Raw genomic sequence first — 20,741 nt, 5'->3', positions numbered from 1 at the left:
CACGCACGCATGGCTTTCGAACCGCCGCAGCGGCTTGTACGGGCGCTCGGCGAGACGCCGGATCCGGACGGGAACGCGGACTGGCTGGAGCGGTTGCCCCGGCTCACCGAGGCGGCCTTGGCCCGGCGTGCGGTAGAGGCTGTGCGGGTCCAGGCCCCCGGCGGCCGGAGCAGCCTGGTCGTCCTGGTCCGGTACGCCGACGGCACCCCGGCCGCGCTGAAGCTCGCTCCCCCGCAGGCCCGGCCCGACCTGGAGCTGGCCGCGCTGGCGCACTGGGGCGGGTTCGGGGCCGTACGGATCCTCGACACCCGCCAGAGCGCCGAGGACGGGGCGCTGCTGCTGGAGCGGCTGCACCCGGAGGTGTCCCTGCGCTCCCTGCCGGAGGCGAAGGCCCTGCTGGAGGCCTGCGGCACACTGCGCCGGCTGTGGGTGAAGCCGCCGACCGGGCACGCCTTCGAGACGGTCGCGGAGCGCACCGCAGGGCAGGCGGAGGAGCTGCGCAAGGCTCCGCCGGAGGCCGCGGCCCTGGCATCGGCGGCGCTGGAGGCACGTGCGGAGCTGACCGCGGTGCCCGGCGAGGAGCTGCTCCTCCACGGGAACTTCCGGCAGGGCAAGGTGCTGGCGGGCGACCGGGCGCCGTGGCTGACGGTGGGGCCGGACCCGCTGATCGGCGAGCGGGCGTACGACCTGGCCCGGCTGGTCCGGGACCGGCTGGAGGACCTGGTCGCGTCCTCGGCGGGGGCGGCGGGCGCCCGCCGCCGGGTGAACAAGCTGGCCGACGGCCTGGAGGTGGACCGGGAACGGCTGCGGGGCTGGACGCTGTTCCGGGCGGTGGAGTCGGGCCACCGAGCCCTGGCCGCCGGGCGCCGCCGGGACGCGGAGCTGCTGCTGGAGTTTGCCGCCTGGCTGTAGGGCATACCGTAGGTACGAACGTATGCCCGGCAGGAGGCCGTCATGGTCCAGGAACTGCTTGCAGCGGGTGTCGCGGCGGGGCTGGCGATCGTGGTGTACGCGGGTGCCGCCGCTCGGGTCGTGAGGCAGTACGAGCGGGGTGTGGTCCTGCGCTTCGGCCGGCTGCGGGAGGGCATCCGGCCCCCGGGGTTCACCATGGTCGTGCCGTTCGTCGACCGGCTGTACAAGGTGAACATGCAGATCGTGACGATGCCGGTGCCCGCGCAGGAGGGCATCACCCGGGACAACGTCACGGTGCGGGTCGACGCGGTCGTGTACTTCAAGGTCGTGGACCCGGCGAGCGCGATGATCGAGGTGGAGGACTACCGCTTCGCGGTGTCGCAGATGGCGCAGACCTCGCTGCGCTCGATCATCGGGAAGTCCGACCTGGACGACCTGCTGTCGAACCGGGAGATGCTGAACCAGGGCCTGGAACTGATGATCGACAGCCCGGCCGTGGGGTGGGGCGTGCAGATCGACCGGGTCGAGATCAAGGACGTCTCGCTGCCGGAGACGATGAAGCGGTCGATGGCGCGGCAGGCGGAGGCCGACCGCGAGCGCCGGGCCCGGGTGATCAACGCGGATGCGGAGCTCCAGGCGTCGAAGAAGCTGGCCGAGGCGGCGGCGGTGATGTCGGACCAGCCGGCGGCGCTCCAGCTGCGGCTGCTCCAGACGGTGGTGGCGGTGGCTGCGGAGAAGAACTCCACGCTGGTGCTGCCGTTCCCGGTGGAGCTGCTGCGGTTCCTGGAGCGCGCGGCGCCGACGCCGCCCGACGGCGAGGCCGAGCCCCGGACGACCGCCGGGCCCCGCCCGCCGGCGGCCGGCGCCGGCACGGAATCCGGGACCGGCACAGAATCCGGGACCGGCACGGAATCCGGGACCGGCGCGGAGGCCGGCGCCGGGGCCGGGTACGAAGCCGTCGTCGAGTACAGCGCCGCGCCGGACCCGCTCGCGGTGCAGGCCGGGACGCCGCCCGCAGTCGCGACGGGAGACGATGTCGAACCGCTGTTCCCGGCCGAGACCGACCCGGCGGCCGGGCACCCGGCGGCCGGACCCGTCTGAGGTCCCGACGGCCGCCGGGGCACGGGCGGGCCCGCGGCACGGCGGGCGCCCGGCAGCCGGCCGAGGGGGCCGGACGGCTCAGCGGCCTCCGCGGAGGCGGTCCAGGGCCTCGTCCAGCGGGAGTTCTTCGCGGGCGCCGGTAGCGCGGTCCTGGAGCTCAACCACGGACTCGGCGGACCGGCGGCCCGCCACCAGGATCCACGGCACCCCGATCAGTTCCGCGTCGGTGAGCTTCACGCCCGGCGAGAGGCCCGCCCGGTCGTCCAGCAGGACCCGCAGCCCGGACTCCGCCAGCGCCGAAGCCGCCGACTCCGCGAGCGCCAGCTGGGCGGCCTTGCCCGCCGCCACGACGTGGACGTCCGCGGGGGCCACCTCCGCCGGCCAGGCCAGGCCGCGCCCGTCGGCGGTCTGCTCGGCCAGCGCCGCCACGGCCCGCGAGACGCCGATGCCGTAGCTGCCCATCGTGACCCGCACCGGCTTGCCCTCGCGGCCGAGCACGTCCAGCCCGAAGGCGTCCGCGTACTTGCGGCCGAGCTGGAAGATGTGGCCGACCTCGATGGCGCGGTCGAGCCGCAGTCCGGCCCCGCACTGCGGGCAGGGGTCGCCGGGCTCCACGACGACCACGTCGAGGTACCGGTCCACCTCGAAGTCGCGGCCGCAGACCACGTTCCGGGCGTGCGTGTCGGGCTTGTTGGCGCCCGTCACCCATGAAGTGCCGGGTGCGACACGGGGGTCGGCGATGTAGGGGACCTTGCCGAGGCCCTGCGGGCCCACGTAGCCGCGCACCAGGTCGGGGCGGTCGACGAAGTCCTCCGCGGTCACCAGCTCCACCACCGCCGGGGCGAGGTGCTCGCCCAGCTTGCCGAGGTCGACCTCCCGGTCCCCGGGCACGCCGACGGCCGTGATCTCGCCGTCCACCTTCACCAGGAGGTTCTTCAACGTGGCCGCCGCGGGGACGCCGAGGTGGGCGGCGAGGGTCTCGATCGTCGGGGTGTCGGGGGTGGGGATCTCCTCCAGGGCGAGGTGCCCGGCGGCCGCGTCCGCAGCCGCCGGGTCCGGGGCGAAGGTGACCGCCTCGGTGTTGGCCGCGTAGTCGCAGGCGGGGCAGTCCACGAAGGTGTCCTCACCGGCCGCCGCGGGGGCCAGGAACTCCTCCGACGCGGAGCCGCCCATCGCGCCCGAGACCGCCGAGACGATCCGGTGGTCCAGGCCGAGGCGGGTGAAGATCCGCTGGTACGCGGCCCGGTGGAGGGCGTAGGACTCGGCCAGGCCCTCGTCGCTGACGTCGAACGAGTACGAGTCCTTCATCTGGAACTCGCGGCCGCGCAGCACGCCGGAGCGGGGCCGGGCCTCGTCGCGGTACTTGGTCTGGATCTGGTAGAGCATCACCGGCAGGTCCTTGTAGGACGTGCACTGGTCCTTCACGACGAGGGTGAAGATCTCCTCGTGCGTGGGGCCGAGCAGGTACTCCGCGCCCTTGCGGTCCCTGAGCCGGAACAGCAGGTCGCCGTACTCCGTCCAGCGCCCGCTGACCTCGTACGGCTCCTTCGGCAGCAGCGCCGGGAGCAGCACCTCCTGGGCGCCGATCGCGTCCATCTCCTCGCGGACGATGCGCGAGACGTTGTCCAGGACCCGCTTGCCGAGCGGCAGCCAGGTCCACACCCCGGCCGAGCTGCGGCGGACGTAGCCGGCGCGGACGAGGAGGCGGTGGCTGAGGGTCTCGGCGTCGGCCGGGTCCTCGCGGAGGGTCCTGGCCATGAGGCGGGACATGCGCTGCACGGGTTGCTTTGCCATGTCGGGAGGCTACCGGGGGGTTGCGCAGGCGCCGAAACGAATTCAGGGCCTGGGCAGCGGCAGCGGGGCGCCCATGACGGCGTACGGCAGGCTCGCGCTCGGGAAGTGCACCTGGCGGGCGAGGTCGGTGTAGCCGAGGGCCCGGTAGAGCCGGCGGGCCGGGCTCTCGGCGTCGATGGCGGAGAGGATCGAGCGGGGCTCCGCGGCGGTGTCGGTGATCCGGGTGATGAGGGAGCGGCCGACGCCGCGGCCCTGGAAGCCGGGGTGGACGTGCAGCTCGGTGATGACGAAGGAGTCGTCGAGCCAGCCGTCGTGGCCCTCGGCCCGCAGGTAGGGCTCGACGATCGAGGACCACCAGTAGGCGCGGTCGTTCGGCATCCCGTAGACGAATCCGGCCAGGGCGCCGTCGTCGGTGAACGCGCCGAGGGCCCGGGCTCCGCGGCAGGTCATGTGGCGCTGGACGATGTAGCGCCGGATGCCGACCTCCTCCTCGCTGAGCCCGAAGGCCACGGCCTGCACGCGCAGGGCCTCGTCGACGCGCGCGGCGAGGTCGAGGGGGCCGATGCTCAGTCCTGCGGGCCGGGCGGGGACGTCGCCCTCGGGGGTAGGCAGCATGCGGTGACCTTACTCGGCGGTCCCGGCCCGCCGGTATGCCCGGGCGGGTGCCAGGGGGGAGTTCCCGCCGACCGTTCCTCGTCCGTGCCCCGGCCGTTCCCGAGCCATGCCCCGACCGGGTCCGCCCGGCGCGTCGGCTTCCGCGGCGCCGACGGCCGCCTAGAACAGGACGCTCATGAACGCGCCGACCTCGCGGAAGCCGACGCGCCGGTACGCCGCTCGCGCGGCGGCGTTGTAGTCGTTGACGTACAGGCTGACCACGGGCGCGACGTCGCGCAGCGCGAAGTCGACGACGGCGGCCATGCCGGTCTCGGAGTGGCCGCGGCCGCGGAACTCGGGGGCGACCCACACGCCCTGGATCTGGCAGGCGGAGGCGGTGGCGGCGCCGATCTCCGCCTTGAAGACGACCTTGCCGTCCTCGACGCGGGCGAAGGAGCGGCCGGAACCGACCAGCTCGGCGACCCGGGCCTGGTAGAGGAGGCCGCCGTCGCCGGCCAGCGGCGAGACGCCGACCTCCTCGGTGAACATGGCCACGCAGGCGGGCATGATCAGGTCCATCTCGTCCTTGCGGATGCGGCGGACGAGCGGGTCGGGCCGGACCTCGGTGGACGACCGGTCGGTGACCATGAGGGGCTGGTGGGCGCGGACCTCGCGGGCCGGTCCCCAGCTGGGCTCCAGGAGCCGCCACAGCAGCCCGGTGGCCTCGGCGGGGCCGACGATGGAGGAACAGCGGCGGCCCGTGCGCCGGGCGCGGTCGGCGAAGGCCCGTACGGCGTCGGGGCCGGCGCAGACGGGGACGAGGTTGGCGCCGGCGTAGCACAGGGAGCGCAGCCCGCCGCCCGCGTAGTAGCCCCACATTTCGCCCCCCAGGCGCCAGGGGTCGAGTCCGGCGACCTGGACCCGGGAGGTGACGAAGGCGTTCTCGACCGGCTCGCGCTCGAGGATCGCGAGCGCGGCGTCGAGATCGCTGGGCTCAAGGACCCGCGTGGTGGTCTGCGTCAACACTGGGGCCTCACCTACAGGGCTGCTGATCTGTCGAACTGTACCCGCCGGGCGGGGGGATCGCCCGGCCGCACCGGTCACGAAAAGGCCGCGGCCCCGCCCGCGAGCTGCGGGAACGGGGCCGGGGCGTGCGGGGTGCTGGCGGGGTTCAGACGCCGATGGCGACGGTGGGCTCGCCGGAGGCGACGCCGTCCTTCTCCATCTGCTCGGCGATCTTCATCGCCTCCTCGATGAGGGTCTCCACGATCTTCGACTCGGGGACGGTCTTGATGACCTCGCCCTTGACGAAGATCTGGCCCTTGCCGTTGCCGGAGGCGACGCCGAGGTCGGCCTCGCGGGCCTCGCCCGGGCCGTTGACGACGCAGCCCATGACCGCGACGCGGAGCGGGACCTCCATGCCGGTGAGGCCGGCGGTGACCTCTTCGGCCAGCTTGTAGACGTCCACCTGGGCACGACCGCAGGAGGGGCAGGAGACGATCTCCAGGCGGCGCGGCTTGAGGTTCAGCGACTCCAGGATCTGACGGCCGACCTTGACCTCCTCGACCGGCGGGGCCGAGAGGGAGACGCGGATGGTGTCGCCGATGCCCTCGGCGAGCAGGGCGCCGAAGGCGACGGCGGACTTGATGGTGCCCTGGAAGGCGGGGCCGGCCTCGGTGACGCCGAGGTGCAGCGGGTAGTCGCACTGGGCGGCCAGCTGGCGGTAGGCGTTGACCATCACGACCGGGTCGTTGTGCTTGACCGAGATCTTGATGTCGCGGAAGCCGTGCTCCTCGAAGAGGGAGCACTCCCACAGCGCGGACTCGACCAGGGCCTCGGGGGTGGCCTTGCCGTACTTCTGCAGCAGGCGGCGGTCGAGGGAGCCGGCGTTGACGCCGATGCGGATCGGGGTGCCGGCGTCGCCGGCGGCCTTCGCGATCTCCTTGACCTTGTCGTCGAACTGCTTGATGTTGCCCGGGTTCACGCGGACGGCGGCGCAGCCGGCGTCGATCGCGGCGAACACGTACTTGGGCTGGAAGTGGATGTCGGCGATGACCGGGATCTGCGACTTCTTCGCGATGACGGCGAGGGCGTCGGCGTCGTCCTGGGTCGGGCAGGCCACGCGGACGATCTCGCAGCCGGACGCGGTCAGCTCGGCGATCTGCTGGAGCGTGGCGCCGATGTCGGAGGTACGGGTGGTGGTCATGGACTGCACCGACACGGGTGCGTCGCCACCGACGGCCACCGTGCCGACCTGGATCTTGCGGCTGACCCGGCGGTCGGCAAGCTTCGTCGGCACGGACGGCATTCCGAGAGAGATGGCAGTCATCTGCTGTGCAACCCCAAGGTGTGGATCGAGGTCCCGAGATCGGCGGGCTCCGGCTTCGAGGTTACGCCAACGTCGGCGCGGCCCTTGCATCCGAGGGGCCCCGGACACCCGTACGCAGTGGGCCGGGCACAGTACGTGCCCGGCCCGTTGCGCAGCTGGTGCACATGCGGTCGAATCAGGTGATCTTGATCGGGTTCACCACGTCGGCCACGAGGACGAGCAGCGTGAAGCAGACGAACACGCCGGCCACCACGTACGCGGCGGGCATCAGCTTGGCCACGTCGAACGGGCCGGGGTCGGGCCGGCGGAACACCTTGGCCACCGCGCGCCGCACCGACTCCCACAGGGCGCCCGCGATGTGCCCGCCGTCGAGCGGCAGCAGCGGGAGCATGTTGAACAGGAACAGGGAGAGGTTGAAGTAGCCGACGAGCTGGAGGAAGAACACCAGCCGGTCGGTGGCCGGGATGTCGAGGGTGGCGATCTCGCCGCTGATCCGGGCGGCGCCGACGATGCCCATCGGGGAGTCGGGTTCGCGCTCGGCTCCGTCGAAGGCGGCGTTCCACAGCCCGGGGATCTTGGCGGGCAGCTTGAGCAGTCCTTCGAGGCTGCGGTCGATCTCCTCGCCCATGTGGCCGACGGACTGGCCGAAGGTCAGGGCGGTGGTCTCGCTCTTCGGGCTGAAGCCGAGCCAGCCGGCCGTGACGTACTCGCCCTTGACGTAGCCGCCGTGGCCGTCGGTCTTGGCGACCCGGTTCTCGATGAGGGTCACGGGCAGGGTGAGGCGCTGCCCGTCCCGCTCGACGGTGACGGTGGCGGGGCCCACGGTGTCGCGGATGCGCTTCTGCAGGGTGGACCAGTCGGACACGCCGCGGCCGTTGAACGCGACGATCCGGTCGTCCGCGCGCAGTCCGGCGGCCTTGGCGGGGGCGACCGGGTCGCCGTCCTTGCAGACCTCGCGCTTCTCGCTCTGCTGGATGACGCACGGCGAGACGCTGGCGATCTTCGTGGTGGTCTGGTTGACGCCGAAGGTCATCCAGACGCCGAAGAAGACCGCGAGCGCCAGCACCAGGTTCATGAACGGGCCGGCGAACATCACGATGACGCGCTTCCACGGCTTGCGCGTGTAGAAGAGCCGCGTCTCGTCGCCCGGCTTGAGCTCCTCGTACGCCGCCGAGCGGGCGTCCTCGATCATCGAGCGGAACGGCGAGGTCGACCGGGCGGTGACCTTGCCGTCGTCGCCGGGCGGGAACATCCCGATCATGCGGATGTAGCCGCCCATCGGGATGGCCTTGATCCCGTACTCCGTCTCGCCCTTGTGCCGCGACCAGATGGTCGGGCCGAAGCCGACCATGTACTGGGGCACGCGGATGCCGAAGAGCTTGGCCGTGGAGAGGTGGCCGAGCTCGTGCCAGGCGATGGAGACCAGTAGCCCGAATACGAAGATGAGTATGCCGAGCACCGTCATGAGTGCTGTCATGCGCGCGCCTCCACGGCGGCCTGTGCCGCCATCTCCCGTGCCCGGGCCCTGGCCCAGGTCTCCGCTTCGAGGACGTCCTCCACGGTGAGGGAAGTTCCCGTGCCGGGCGTCCCGTGCTCATCGACCACGGCAGAGACCGTATCCATGATTGCTGTGAACGGCAGCCGACCGGCCAGGAACGCGTCCACGCACTCCTCGTTCGCCGCATTGAACACGGCGGGGGCGGTGGAGCCGAGCGCGCCCACGTGCCGGGCCAGGTCCACGGCCGGGAAGGCCTCGGTGTCGAGCGGGAAGAACTCCCAGGTCGACGCCTTGGTCCAGTCAAAGGCGGGGGCGGCGTCCGGGACCCGCTGCGGCCAGCCGAGGCCGATCGCGATGGGCCCGCGCATGTCCGGCGGGGTGGCCTGGGCGAGGGTGGAGCCGTCGGAGAACTCCACCATCGAGTGGACGTAGGACTGGGGGTGGACGACGACCTCGATGCGGTCGAACGGGATGTCGTAGAGCAGGTGCGCCTCGATGACCTCCAGCCCCTTGTTGACCAGGGTCGCCGAGTTGACGGTGATAACCGGGCCCATGGCCCAGGTGGGGTGCGCGAGCGCGTCCTCGACGGTGACGGACGCCAGCTCGGCGCGGGTGCGGCCGCGGAACGGGCCGCCGGAGGCGGTGACCACGAGCTTGCGGACGTCGGCCCGGGTGCCGGCGGCGAGGGCCTGGAAGAGGGCGGCGTGCTCGGAGTCGACCGGGATGATCTGGCCGGGCTGCGCGAGCTCCTTGACCAGCGGGCCGCCGACGATCAGGGATTCCTTGTTGGCCAGGGCGAGGGTCCGGCCGGCCCGGAGCGCGGCGAGGGTCGGTGCGAGGCCGATGGAGCCGGTGATGCCGTTGAGGACGGTGTGGCACGGGGAGCCGGCGAGCTCGGTCGCGGCGTCCGGCCCGGCCAGGATCTCAGGCAGCGGCTCGGAGGCTCCGTACGCGGCGCTCAGCGCCTCTTTCAGGGCCGGTACGGCGTCCTCGCGGGCCACGGCCACGGCGTTGACCCGCAGCTGCCGGGCCTGCTCGGCCAGCAACCCCGGGCGCCCGCCCGCGGCGGACAGCGCGGTCACCCGGAACCGGTCCGGGTTGCGCAGGGCCAGGTCGATGGCCTGGGTGCCGATGGACCCGGTGGAGCCGAGGACGACGATGTCCCGGCGGCCGGCCGCGGCGTCGAAGAGGAGGTGCGGATCGGCGAGGGGGGCTGGACTGTCGCTCATCCCCCCATTGTCGCGGCAACTCAGGAGCGCTCGGACACGGAGTCCCTGCGCAGGACGTCGGCGAGCAGCTCGGGCAGGGTCCCGACGTAGTCGGGCAGGGCACGGGCGGCGGCCCACCAGGCGTCGGGGTCGGTGCCGAGGGCGGCGTCGCACAGCCGGTCGACCTCGGCGCGGGCAGCCAGGACGGCGCCGGGCCGGTCGTACCGGTCGGGGTGGTCGGTGTCGCCCAGCCAGTGGTCCTCGTCCAGCGCCCAGGCCGCGGGTGCCTTGTGCCGGACGACGTCGGTTCCGGTGAGCAGGCCGCGGTCCAGACAGCCGCGGACCCAGCGGATGTCCTCCCGCACGTCGCCCATGGCGTTCGGGACCCCGAGGCTGACCAGGGCCAGCTCGCGGTCGACGCCGCCGGCGGCCGGCCGCGGGGAGCCGGGGGCGAGGTCCGTGACGGCCTGGCCGAGGGTGGCTATCGCGCCCTGCGGGCTCGGCCGGGGAGCGTCCCCGGCGGCCACCGCGGCCGCCAGCTCGGGCAGCGTGCCGCGGAACCCGGGGGCGTGGCGGCCGAGTTCGGCCCACAGCCGCGGGTCGTCGCCGAGTACGGGGCGCAGTGCCCGGGTCAGGGCGGCGCGCATGCCGGTCCGTTCGTCGAGGTTCCAGCCCAGGTTGGCGGTGGCGTGCAGCTGCCCGAGCAGCAGCGTGCGGTGGGCCGGTGCCACGGCCGCCGCGAGCTCGTCGAAGGTCAGGGTGCCGGTGCGGACGGCGCGGACCGCAGGCCGGTGCCAGTCGGGGCCGTACGCCTCCTGCGCGCGGGTGTCGAGCAGTGCGAGGCAGGTCTGCCGGTCGAGGTCGCCGACCAGCAGCAGCGCCTCGGCGGAGCCGGGCGGCAGCGGGGAGCGGGCGTGCTCGCGCAGCAGCAGGGCGGGATCGAGCTCGTGGTCCAGGGTCAGGATGCTGAGCGGGACCCGCGGGCGGCGGCGGCCGTGCAGGCGCAGCAGGCCGACCACCTCGGCGCTGGTCAGCGGCGGCTCCGGCGCCCGCCCCAGTTGGGCACCGAGGGTGGCCAGCAGGGCGGGCGAGGGGCCGGGACGGGCGGCGTATCGGGCGGGGCCGGGCAGGCCGGGCAGCGGGCGGCCGAGGACGTGCGGGTTGCGGGCGACGGTGGTGCGGTCCTCGGCGGTGCCCTCCCGCAGCAGCAGGGTGACGACGGGCGCCGGCAGGTACTCGTCGCGACACAGGTAGCGGCGGGTGGGGGCGTCGAGCCGCCCGAGGACGTCGGCGACGACGGCGTCCGGTGCGTGACGCAGCAGCAGCGCCACGCACCAGGCGAGCCTCCGGCTCTCCCTGTCCGCGTTCACATGCATCCGATTCCCCATCGCCGGCGGTGTACGCCTCAACCGGCGCCCGGCGATGATCGCAGGTCAGCGGAAGGGACGGTGAACGTTTTCCCGGGTGGACGGGCCGGGGGCGGCGTCGGCGATCCACAGGCCGTCCCCGGAGGGGTCGAGGACGCCCTCTTCCAGCCAGGTGTAGTTGCCGGCGAGCACCCCGGCGACGACCTTGCGGTCCATGTCGTCGGTGTTGCTCCAGAGCCGCCCGAAGAGCTCCTCGACGCGGATGCGGGACTGCCGGCAGAAGGCGTCGGCCAGCTGGTAGGCCTCGCGGCCGTGGTCGCCGGTGGCGCGCAGGTGCTCGGCGCGGACGCAGGCCGCGCTCATCGCGAAGAGCTCGGCGCCGATGTCGACGATCCGGCCGAGGAAGCCCTGCTTGGTCTCCATCCGGCCCTGCCAGCGGGACATGGCGTAGAAGGTCGACCGGGCGAGCTTGCGGGCGCTGCGCTCCACGTGGCGCAGGTGGACGGAGAGGTCGGGGTGACCGGCGGGGTGGAACTCGCGGTAGCTGCCGGGAACCTGGCCGGCGCCGGTGGCGAGCTTGGGCAGCCAGCGGGCGTAGAAACCGGCGGCGCGGGCGCCCGCCCTGGCCTTGTCCCCGAGGTCCTTGTCGGGGTCGATGAGGTCGCCGGCGACCGACAGGTGGGCGTCGACGGCCTCGCGGGCGATCAGCAGGTGCATGATCTCCGTGGAGCCCTCGAAGATCCGGTTGATGCGCAGGTCGCGCAGCAGCTGCTCGGCGGGGACGGCGCGCTCGCCGCGGGCGGCGAGCGACTCGGCCGTCTCGAAGCCGCGTCCGCCGCGGATCTGGACCAGCTCGTCGGCCATGAGCCAGGCCATTTCCGAGCCGTAGAGCTTGGCGAGGGCGGCCTCGATGCGGATGTCGTTGCGGTCCTCGTCGGCCATCTGGGAGGCGAGGTCGACGACGGCCTCCAGCGCGAAGGTGGTGGCGGCGATGAAGGAGATCTTGGCGCCGACGGCCTCGTGGCGGGCGACCGGGCGGCCCCACTGCTCGCGGACGCCGGACCACTCGCGGGCGATCTTCAGGCACCACTTGCCGGCGCCGACGCACATGGCGGGCAGGGACAGCCGGCCCGTGTTGAGGGTGGTCAGCGCGATCTTCAGGCCGGCTCCCTCGGCGCCGATGCGCTGCGAGGCGGGGACCCGGACCCGGTGGAAGCGGGTGACGCCGTTCTCCAGGCCGCGCAGGCCCATGAAGGCGTTGCGGTGCTCGACGGTGATGCCGGGCGAGTCGGCCTCGACGACGAAGGCGGTGATCCCGCCGCGGTGGTTCTCGGAGGCGGGCACCCGGGCCATGACCACGAGCAGGTCCGCGACGACCCCGTTGGTGGTCCACAGCTTCACGCCGTCGAGGAGGTACGCGTCGTCGCCGTCCGGGACGGCGGTGGTGGCCAGCCGGGCCGGGTCGGAGCCGACGTCCGGCTCGGTGAGCAGGAACGCGCTGATGGCGGTGGTGGCGCAGCGCGGGAGGAAGGTTTCCTTCTGCTCCTGCGTGCCGAACATCTTCAGCGGCTGCGGGACGCCGATCGACTGGTGGGCGGAGAGCAGGGCTCCGATGGCGGGGCTGACCGAGCCGACGAGCGCCAGCGCCTTGTTGTAGTACACCTGCGTCAGACCGAGGCCCCCGTACTTGGGGTCGATCTTCATCCCGAGGGCGCCGAGCTCCTTGAGCCCGCGCACGGTCTCGTCGGGGATGCGGGCCTCCCGCTCGATGCGGGGGCCGTCGACGGCGGTCTCGCAGAACGCCCGGAGCCGGGCCAGGAAGGCCTCGCCGCGCCGGACGTCCTCGTCGGCGGGCTGCGGGTGCGGATGGATCAGGTCGAGGCGGAACCTGCCGAGGAAGAGTTCCTTGGCGAAGCTCGGTTTGTGCCAGTCCTGTTCCCTGGCCGCCTCCGCGACCTGCCGTGCGTCGCGCTCGGTCACCTTGGGCTGTGCGGGCTGTGTTGCGGACATGAGGGGGCTCACCTCGCCGCCGGAGTCGGTGGGACCGGCCTACCGGCCGGTGCTACCTGTGAGTCGTACCCGCTTCCTCCACGCCGGAAAAGCCGGGAGGGGCCGACCGGGGGAACGCCGGGTGGGCTGGGTGGGAGGAACCCGGCTGGGCTGGGGGAAAGGGGGACGGCCGGAGCCCCCGCACAGTAGGCTCCGGCCGTCGGCCAAGTGGACGTACGAAATCAGATGTTCAGGCCGGTCAGGACCAGGACCCGCTCGTACGTGTAGTCGTCCATCGCGTAGCGGACGCCCTCGCGCCCGACACCGGACTGCTTGACGCCGCCGTAGGGCATCTGGTCGGCGCGGTAGGACGGGGCGTCGCCGATGATCACGCCGCCGACCTCGAGCTCGCGGTGGGCGCGGAACGCGGTCTGGACGTCGTGGGTGAAGACGCCGGTCTGCAGGCCGAACTTGGAGTCGTTGACCTTGGCGAAGGCCTCGTCGGTGTTCTCGACCTTGTGCAGGGTGAGGACCGGGCCGAAGACCTCCTCGCAGGCGAGGGTGACGCCGTCGGGCAGGTCGGCGAGGACGGTCGGCTCGTAGGAGGCGCCCTCGCGCTTGCCGCCGGTGAGCAGCTTGGCGCCGGCGGAGACGGCCTCGTCGACCCAGGATTCGACGCGCTTGGCGGCGTCCTCGGAGACGAGCGGGCCGACGTCGGTGGCGTCGTCGGACGGGTCGCCGGTGACCTGGGCCTGGACCTTGGCGACGACCTTCTCGACGAGGCGGTCGTAGACGGAGGCGTCGGCGATCACGCGCTGCACGGAGATGCAGGACTGGCCGGCCTGGTAGTTGGAGAAGGTCGCGATGCGGGTCGCGGCCCAGTCGAGGTCGGCCTCGGAGGACCAGTCGTCGAGGACGACGGCGGCGGCGTTGCCGCCGAGCTCCAGGGTGCAGTGCTTGTGCGGCACCGACTGCTGGATGGCGTAGCCGACCGTGTCGGAGCCGGTGAAGGAGATGACGGGCAGGCGGTCGTCCTGGACGAGGGCCGGCATCTTGTCGTTGGCGACCGGCAGGACCGACCAGGAGCCGGCCGGGAGGTCGGTCTCGGCGAGCAGTTCGCCGAGGATCAGGCCGGAGAGCGGGGTGGCCGGGGCCGGCTTGAGGATGATCGGCGCACCGACGGCGATGGCCGGGGCCACCTTGTGCGCGCACAGGTTCAGCGGGAAGTTGAACGGCGCGATGCCGAGGACCGGGCCCTTGACGAAGCGGCGGGTCAGGGCCAGACGGCCGACACCGCCGGCGTCGGTGTCCAGGCGCTGGGCCTCGCCGCCGTTGAAGCGGCGGGCCTCCTCCGCGGCGAAGCGGAACACGGACACCGCACGGCCGACCTCGCCGCGGGCCCACTTGATCGGCTTGCCGTTCTCGGCGGAGATCAGCTGGGCGATCTCCTCGGTGCGCTCGACGAGCCGCTTGGACACGTGGTCCAGGGCGGCGGCCCGGACGTGGGCGGGGGTCGCGGAGAACTCCGCCGTCACGGCGTGGGCCGCGGCCACGGCCTCTTCGACCTGGGCGTCCGTCGGCACGCTGACGGTGCCGACGAGACGGCCGTCCCACGGGTTGTGGACGTCGAAGCTGTCCTCGCCGGTGGCCAGGCGGCCGGCGAGCCAGAAGGCGTGGGTGGAGGTCATGCGGATCCCGGCCCTTCGGATGTGTGCGGTGTGCGGCGCAGAGCGCCGCCTGTCCCTCTCACGGTAGGGCGAGGCGCCGACTCTGTGGCTTGTCCGTGGTGGAGAACCTCCGCGCCCCGCTTCGCCGGATTGGCAGTATTTCCGCCGCCCTCTGCGTGCGGCCTCCCCGCGCGGCCCCCGTTCGGCCCCCGCGCGGCCTCTCGGGCGGCCTCTCGGGCGGCCCCTCGGGCGGCGGCTACGACGCGGGCGCGGACGCCTTGAGGGCGAGCCACAACTCCATGCGGACGTCCGGGTCGTCCAGCGAGCGGCCGAGGATCTCCTCCACCCGCCGCATCCGGTAGCGCAGGGTGTGCCGGTGCACGCCGAGGTCGGCGGCGGCCGCGTCCCACTGACCGTGCCGCGAGAGCCAGGCCCGTAGGGAGGCCACCAGATCGCCGCGGCCCTTCTCGTCGTGCTCGCGCAGCGCCCGCAGCGTGCCGTCCGCGAAGGCCCGTACGGCCTCGTCCGCGAGCAGCGGGAGCACCGAGCCGGCCGCGAGGTCCTCGTGCTCCACCATCGGGCGGCCGCGCCGGCGGGCCACGGCGAGGGCCTGGTCGGCCTGCTTGTACGCCGCCGCCACGCCGGACGGGTCGGCGGGCCCGGACATCCCGGCCACCAGCTCGTCCGGTTCGGGGCCGGTGGACTCGCGGCCGCGCCGCGCGTCGAGGGCCTCGGCGTGGTCGGCGCAGGCCTGGACGGCCGCGCCGCCGTCGGTGGCCAGTACCAGCAGCCTTCCCGGCTCGGGCACCACCAGCAGCGCCTCCCCGGTGCGGGCGGCCGCCGACTCCATCGTGTCGGCGAGCAGGGCGAGCCCCTGGGGCTGCGCGGTACCCGGCAGCGCCGGCTCGGCCACGATCAGCCGGAACGGGGTGTCCAGCAGGCCCCCGTACAGGTCCCCGGCCACGGTCCGGGCGTGGCCGGCCTCCCCGGCCAGCAGCATGCGCAGCACCGCCGCCCCGAGCCGGGACTCGGCGTCGTGCAGCGACCGCGAGCGTTCGGTGGTGAGGGTGAGCAGGGCGACCGCGGAGTGGACGGCGTACCGCTCGGCGGTCCCGAGGGGTGCCGCGGTGCCCACGGCGAGGGCACCGCGAGCCCGCCGGCCCGTGCCCAGCGACTGGAGTTCCACGCGGTCCTCGACGCCGCCGACGACGGCGCTGGCCGGGGCCGGGCGCTCGCGGAGCCGCTCCACGTCCGGGGTGAGCCGGGCGGCCCGGCGCGCGGCCCACTCGGGGGCGGCGGCGACCACGGCGCCGGAGGTGTCGTAGAGGGCGGCCCAGCCGTGGACGTGGGCGGCCAACCGGGCCAGCAGCTCGGCGGGCCCGTCGGAGGCGAGGGCGGCGCGGGTCAGCTCGCGCTGCGCCTCGAAGCCGGCGGTGACGGCCCGATACTGGTCGGCGGCGAGGGCCGCGGAGACGGCCTTGCTGATGGCGAGGAACGGGGTCCGGCGGGGTACTTCCAGCAGCGGGAGGTCCTCGGCGCGCGCGGCGTCGACCAGGGCCTGCGGGATCTCCTCGTAGTTCACGCCGACGGCGAAGCCGATGCCGACGACGCCGGCCGCGGCGAGGCGACGGACGTAGCGGCGCATCTCCTGCGGGTCCTCGGCGTCCAGCTTCATCGCGGTGATCAGGAGGAGTTCCCCGCCCTCCATATAGGGGACGGGGTCGGCGAGCTCGCTGACGTGGGCCCAGCGCACGGGGGTGTCCAGGCGGCCCTCCCCCGCCCGGACGCTGAGCTTGAGCGCCGAGTGCTGGACGAGTGAGGCGAGGGTGAGCGGCATCGGGTACCAGGAGCCTTAGCGGGAGCGGAGACGGCGAGGACACAGCAGGTGATTTCGCCGTGTCGTATGAACGGCTCTCCTCGATTCTGCCACCCCGTACGGGTCCGCTCAGCCGGTCCCGGCGAGCCGGACCAGCAGCGGGGCCGCCCGTTCCCCGCGCACCGAGGTCAGCGACAGCACCGCGTGCCCCGGCGGTACGGCGTGCGCGAGGTCGGAGGCGGACCAGCGCTCGCGCTCCACCTGTCGCACGGTCACCGCGTCCGTGGTGACGGCCTGGCCGGTGACGAGCTTGCGGAAGGCGTGCACGGCCCGGGTCAGGGGCTGGTCGGCGAAGACGGTCCGGTGGGTGACGTCGCGGGTCTCCACCCACTCGGTGCCCCAGGCCTCCGCGAAGCGCTTGCCGTCCCAGGTGGTGACGCCGGAGAAGGCCATCCGGCAGCCGACCGCGCCGAGCAGCGGGGTGCGCAGCACCTCGGGCACGTCGTCCAGGGTGCGCAGGGCGAGCAGCACGCCCGCGTTGGCCGAGCGCAACCGCTGCAGGCCGCGGACGGTCTGCGGGGTCAGCGTGTGCGAGGCGTCGTCGAAGGCGAGGAAGGCGAACAGGGACCGGTCGGCGCGGGCGGCGGCGGAGGCGTTGAACTGCGCGAGGAGCAGCCGGGCCAGGATCCGGGAGGCGTCGGCGTGCCCGCGCTCGGGCAGGTCGATGCGGACCCGCAGCGGGTGTTCCAGGGTGCGCAGGGAGAAGGGGCGCCCCTGGCCGGTGGTGTCGAAGAAGCCGGCGAAGGCGGGCCGGTCCAGCAGGGCCACCCGGTCGGCGAGGGCCGGTCCGGGGTCGCCGTGGGTGCCGTGCTGCCGGTCGCGGGCGTCGAGCTCGCGGAGCATGACGTGCTGCCCGGCGGCGTCGAGGTCGGCGCGCAGCCCGTCGAGGGCGCCGGGCACCCGGTCGAGGAGCTCGCGCAGTTCCGGCACGACCGGGAAGCGGCCGTACGCGGTCCGGAACGGGCCGAGGAGTTGGGCCAGGGCGGTCGCGGCGCGGCGCACCTCCAGGCCGGGGACGTCGCCGACGAAGGCCTCGGCGAGCAGGGTGGCGGCCTCGTCGGGGTCGGTGGTGCCGCCGTAGAGGTCGAGGTCGTAGACGGAGTCGGGGTCGCCGACGCGGACCACGACGTCGAAGCCGTCGTCGGGGCCGAGGCGGGTGCCGGCCGAGGCGACGGCGATGACGGCGGCCTGTCCGGCGAGGGCCTGGAGGGCGAGGGATTCGACGACGGGCCGGACGAGCCGGTCGGTCTTGCCCGCGCCGGAGGGGCCGACGGCGAGCAGAGAGGTGCCGAGCACGGAGGGGTCGAGGGCGAGGCGGGTGCCGCGGCGGGCGTACGGGTTGCGCACGCCGGGGTCGACGGTGCCGAGCAGGACCTGCCGGGCCAGCAGGTCGTGCCGGGCGGCCCGGACGGGCAGGTCGCGGGCGCCGGAGGGGTGCAGGCAGGCGGCGGCCCCCTTGTCCCGCACGGCTCCGGCGAAGGCCACCGCGCGCGAGGGCTCGGCGCGTACGGAGTCCCAGGCGCGCCGGATCCGCGTGTAGTCCACGTCGTTCATCCGGCCGGAGGCGGCCTCCTCGCCGAGCCGGTCGGCGAGGTCGGGGAGCCCGGCCTGCCGCAGCTGGGGCCAGCCGGCCGGATCGTCGGGGCCGCCGGGCTCGGGCCGCTCGGGGGCGGCGTGCACGGTCGCTACGGCCTTGACGGCGCGGCTGCCGAGGATGCGGCGGACCAGCTCGGGCCAGCGGCCGAGGCGCCCGAAGCCGACGGCGAGGGTGAGGCCGACGATGGTGTACCAGGTGTAGGCGGCGACGACGGAGGGCATGGTCCCGGCCCAGGAGTCGGGCGTGAACATGTAGAGCGGCCAGAGCCAGAAGCCGCCCAGGTAGCCGTTCCAGAGCAGGGACCACAGCAGCAGCCCGGCGAGCAGGGCGATCAGGGCCCCGCTGACGAGCTGCCGGGTCGGGGTGCGCTCCGGCTCCTCGGCGGGGCGGGGCACGTGCCCGTACGACCACACGCCCGGCCCGTCGGGGACGCGGGGGGTGCGCAGCCAGTCGGCGAGGGAGGGCCCGACGCCGGGGGCGTGGACGGGCTTGGGCGGCAGCCCGGGCCCGGACGGCGCGGAAGGTGCGGACGGGGCGGAGGCGGCGGGTGGCGCGTCAGTCGCGGATGGCACGGGCACCACCGCGGAGGCCGCGGACGGCGCGGAGGCCGCGGACGGCGCGGAGGCCGCGGACGGCGCGGAGGCCGCGGACGGCACCGGCGGAGCGGCGGGGGCGGACGGCACGGTGGGGACCGGGGGCGGGCCGGCGGGCCGCGGGACCTGTCCGGCGGCCGACGGCATGCCTCCGGTAGGGGGCGGGACGGTACCGGGGGGCGGGGCGTGCCCGCTGTGCGGCGGCCGCCTGTCGCCGGTGCCGTGCGGCGTGCCGTCGGTGTCCATGAAAACCTGCCCCCCTGCCCGTGCCTGTCCTGCGTCGCTCAATGTAGTTGCCCGACGGCGGATCCGGGCCGGTACCGACCGGTGTCGCCGTGGGTCCGCACGACACGCGCCGCGTCCTTCCTATGGCCGCCGCGGACAAGGACACGCACGGACCACTCCCGAACGGAGCATGCCGTACCCCCTCCCCCGGGCCTAGCCTGCGGACAAAGACACAAGTGCGTCCGAAAACACCTCCAGGAGCCCTCCATGACTGCTGTCCCGCAGGAGCGCAAGCTCGTCACCGCGATCCCCGGTCCCAAGTCGCAGGAGCTGCAGGCCCGCCGTCTCGACGTGGTGGCCGGCGGCGTGGGCTCCGTGCTCCCCGTCTTCACGAAGCGCCTGGACGGCGGCATCCTCGAGGACGTCGACGGCAACCGCCTGATCGACTTCGGCTCCGGCATCGCCGTGACCTCGGTCGGCGGCTCCGCCGAGGCCGTCGTGCGCCGCGCCACCGCGCAGCTCGCCGACTTCACCCACACCTGTTTCATGGTCACCCCGTACGAGGGCTACGTGGAGGTCTGCGAGGCGCTGGCCGAGCTGACCCCGGGCGACCACGCCAAGAAGTCGGCCCTGTTCAACTCCGGTGCCGAGGCCGTCGAGAACGCCGTCAAGATCGCCCGTGCGTACACCAAGCGCCAGGCCGTCGTGGTCTTCGACCACGGCTACCACGGCCGCACCAACCTCACCATGGCGCTGACGGCGAAGAACATGCCGTACAAGCACGGCTTCGGTCCGTTCGCCCCCGAGGTCTACCGCGTCCCGGTCGCCTACGGCTACCGCTGGCCCACCGGTGCCGAGAACTGCGGTCCGGAGGCCGCCGCCCAGGCGATCGACCAGATCACCAAGCAGATCGGCGCCGAGAACGTCGCCGCGATCATCATCGAGCCGGTGCTCGGCGAGGGCGGCTTCATCGAGCCGGCCAAGGGCTTCCTGCCGGCGATCGTGCAGTTCGCCAACGACAACGGCATCGTCTTCGTCGCGGACGAGATCCAGTCCGGCTTCTGCCGTACCGGCCAGTGGTTCGCCTGTGAGGACGAGGGCATCGTCCCGGACCTGATCACCACCGCCAAGGGCATCGCCGGCGGTCTGCCGCTGGCCGCCGTGACCGGCCGCGCCGAGATCATGGACGCCGCGCACCCGGGCGGCCTGGGCGGCACCTACGGCGGCAACCCGGTGGCCTGCGCCGGTGCGCTGGGCTCCATCGAGACCATGAAGGAGCTCGACCTCAACGCCAAGGCGAAGAAGATCGAGTCCGTCATGAAGTCGCGCCTGACCACGATGCAGGAGAAGCACGAGATCATCGGCGACATCCGCGGCCGCGGCGCCATGATCGCCATCGAGCTGGTCAAGGACCCGGAGTCCAAGACCCCGAACCCGGAGGCCGCTGCCGCGCTGGCCAAGGCCTGCCACGCCGAGGGTCTGATCGTCCTCACCTGTGGCACCTACGGCAACGTGCTCCGCTTCCTGCCGCCGATCGTCATCGGCGAGGACCTGCTGAACGAGGGCCTGGACATCATCGAGGCCGCTTTCGCGGGCATCTGAGCGACCGTCCGAACACGCGTCCCGGTCGGTACCGCCGGTAACGGGCGGGCGCTGTGAAGAAGATGTGGGGGGCCGATGGCAGGAGCGCGTTCCTGCTGTCGGTCCCCTTTCCGCTGCCGTACGGTTTCTGCAGATGAGTGAGACACCCCGCTCCCGGGAAACCGGGGGCGACCCCGGTACCGGGCTTCCCCAGCGCCGTACTGGGCCTGCGTTCGCGCGCACTCCTCACCGATCGGACGGCCGTACGCCCCAAACCCCCCGGGGCGCACGGCAACCCGATCAGGCCGGGGGGGGGCGCGGGGCGCGCCGCGTGCACGCGCAGGGCGGGGCGCGGGAGAGACCTCGATCCGCCGGGCGCCCCCCCCCAGCAGCAGCCCCACGGCGGGGTA

At 73.7% G+C, this 20,741-nt stretch carries 14 protein-coding genes; 3 read left to right on the top strand and 11 right to left on the bottom strand.

Going from position 1 to position 20,741, the window contains the following annotated elements; all coding sequences use genetic code 11:
- Positions 1-9 precede the first annotated feature (9 nt).
- Both ACFVGY_RS29575 and ACFVGY_RS29570 read left to right on the top strand, forming a co-directional pair.
- Positions 10-912: an aminoglycoside phosphotransferase family protein gene (locus ACFVGY_RS29575; RefSeq protein WP_385682836.1), complete on the top strand. Its 903-nt coding sequence runs from the start codon at positions 10-12 to the stop codon at positions 910-912.
- A 42-nt stretch (positions 913-954) separates the two neighbouring features.
- Positions 955-2,013, top strand: a complete 1,059-nt coding sequence (locus ACFVGY_RS29570; RefSeq protein WP_385682833.1) for a slipin family protein — start codon at positions 955-957, stop codon at positions 2,011-2,013.
- Between the two features lie 78 nt (positions 2,014-2,091).
- Here ACFVGY_RS29570 and ACFVGY_RS29565 read toward each other — a convergent pair whose 3' ends face one another.
- From ACFVGY_RS29565 to ACFVGY_RS29515, 11 genes are all read right to left on the bottom strand, one after another.
- Positions 2,092-3,807 carry a proline--tRNA ligase gene (locus ACFVGY_RS29565; RefSeq protein WP_385682830.1) on the bottom strand — a complete coding sequence of 572 codons (1,716 nt, stop codon included), beginning with the start codon at positions 3,805-3,807 and terminating at the stop codon, positions 2,092-2,094.
- Between the two features lie 42 nt (positions 3,808-3,849).
- Positions 3,850-4,422 (bottom strand): GNAT family N-acetyltransferase, encoded by a 573-nt coding sequence (locus ACFVGY_RS29560; protein ID WP_385682827.1) that lies wholly within the window; start codon positions 4,420-4,422, stop codon positions 3,850-3,852.
- A gap of 159 nt (positions 4,423-4,581) precedes the next feature.
- Positions 4,582-5,427 carry a GNAT family N-acetyltransferase gene (locus ACFVGY_RS29555; RefSeq protein WP_385682824.1) on the bottom strand — a complete coding sequence of 282 codons (846 nt, stop codon included), beginning with the start codon at positions 5,425-5,427 and terminating at the stop codon, positions 4,582-4,584.
- A gap of 145 nt (positions 5,428-5,572) precedes the next feature.
- On the bottom strand, positions 5,573-6,730 hold the full coding sequence (gene ispG / locus ACFVGY_RS29550) for a flavodoxin-dependent (E)-4-hydroxy-3-methylbut-2-enyl-diphosphate synthase (protein WP_385682822.1): 1,158 nt from the start codon (positions 6,728-6,730) through the stop codon (positions 5,573-5,575).
- Positions 6,731-6,905: 175 nt separating this feature from the next.
- A complete protein-coding gene (locus tag ACFVGY_RS29545; RefSeq protein WP_385682819.1) occupies positions 6,906-8,207 on the bottom strand; it encodes a M50 family metallopeptidase in 1,302 nt (433 codons plus the stop codon).
- Positions 8,204-9,457, bottom strand: coding sequence for a 1-deoxy-D-xylulose-5-phosphate reductoisomerase (dxr, locus tag ACFVGY_RS29540; protein WP_385682816.1), 1,254 nt, complete (start codon positions 9,455-9,457; stop codon positions 8,204-8,206). The genes ACFVGY_RS29545 and dxr overlap by 4 nt, the downstream gene beginning before the upstream one ends.
- Positions 9,458-9,477: 20 nt before the next feature.
- Positions 9,478-10,812: a hypothetical protein gene (locus ACFVGY_RS29535; RefSeq protein ID WP_385682813.1), complete on the bottom strand. Its 1,335-nt coding sequence runs from the start codon at positions 10,810-10,812 to the stop codon at positions 9,478-9,480.
- A 57-nt stretch (positions 10,813-10,869) separates the two neighbouring features.
- Entirely contained in the window at positions 10,870-12,813 is a 1,944-nt protein-coding gene (locus ACFVGY_RS29530) for an acyl-CoA dehydrogenase family protein (RefSeq protein WP_385682810.1), read from the bottom strand.
- Between the two features lie 221 nt (positions 12,814-13,034).
- Positions 13,035-14,480: an aldehyde dehydrogenase family protein gene (locus tag ACFVGY_RS29525; RefSeq protein ID WP_385682807.1), complete on the bottom strand. Its 1,446-nt coding sequence runs from the start codon at positions 14,478-14,480 to the stop codon at positions 13,035-13,037.
- A 235-nt stretch (positions 14,481-14,715) separates the two neighbouring features.
- A complete protein-coding gene (locus ACFVGY_RS29520) occupies positions 14,716-16,296 on the bottom strand; it encodes a PucR family transcriptional regulator (RefSeq protein WP_385682804.1) in 1,581 nt (526 codons plus the stop codon).
- 108 nt (positions 16,297-16,404) lie between these two features.
- Positions 16,405-18,771, bottom strand: coding sequence for an ATP-binding protein (locus tag ACFVGY_RS29515; protein ID WP_385682801.1), 2,367 nt, complete (start codon positions 18,769-18,771; stop codon positions 16,405-16,407).
- A gap of 246 nt (positions 18,772-19,017) precedes the next feature.
- Between ACFVGY_RS29515 and gabT the strand changes: the two genes are divergently transcribed.
- Positions 19,018-20,352, top strand: a complete 1,335-nt coding sequence (gene gabT, locus ACFVGY_RS29510; RefSeq protein WP_385682798.1) for a 4-aminobutyrate--2-oxoglutarate transaminase — start codon at positions 19,018-19,020, stop codon at positions 20,350-20,352.
- The last annotated feature ends 389 nt before the right edge of the window (positions 20,353-20,741 follow it).

The sequence above is a fragment of the Streptomyces sp. NPDC127106 genome, assembly GCF_042677605.1.
GTDB lineage: Bacteria > Actinomycetota > Actinomycetes > Streptomycetales > Streptomycetaceae > Streptomyces.
This window is presented reverse-complemented; position numbering and strand designations above follow the sequence as displayed.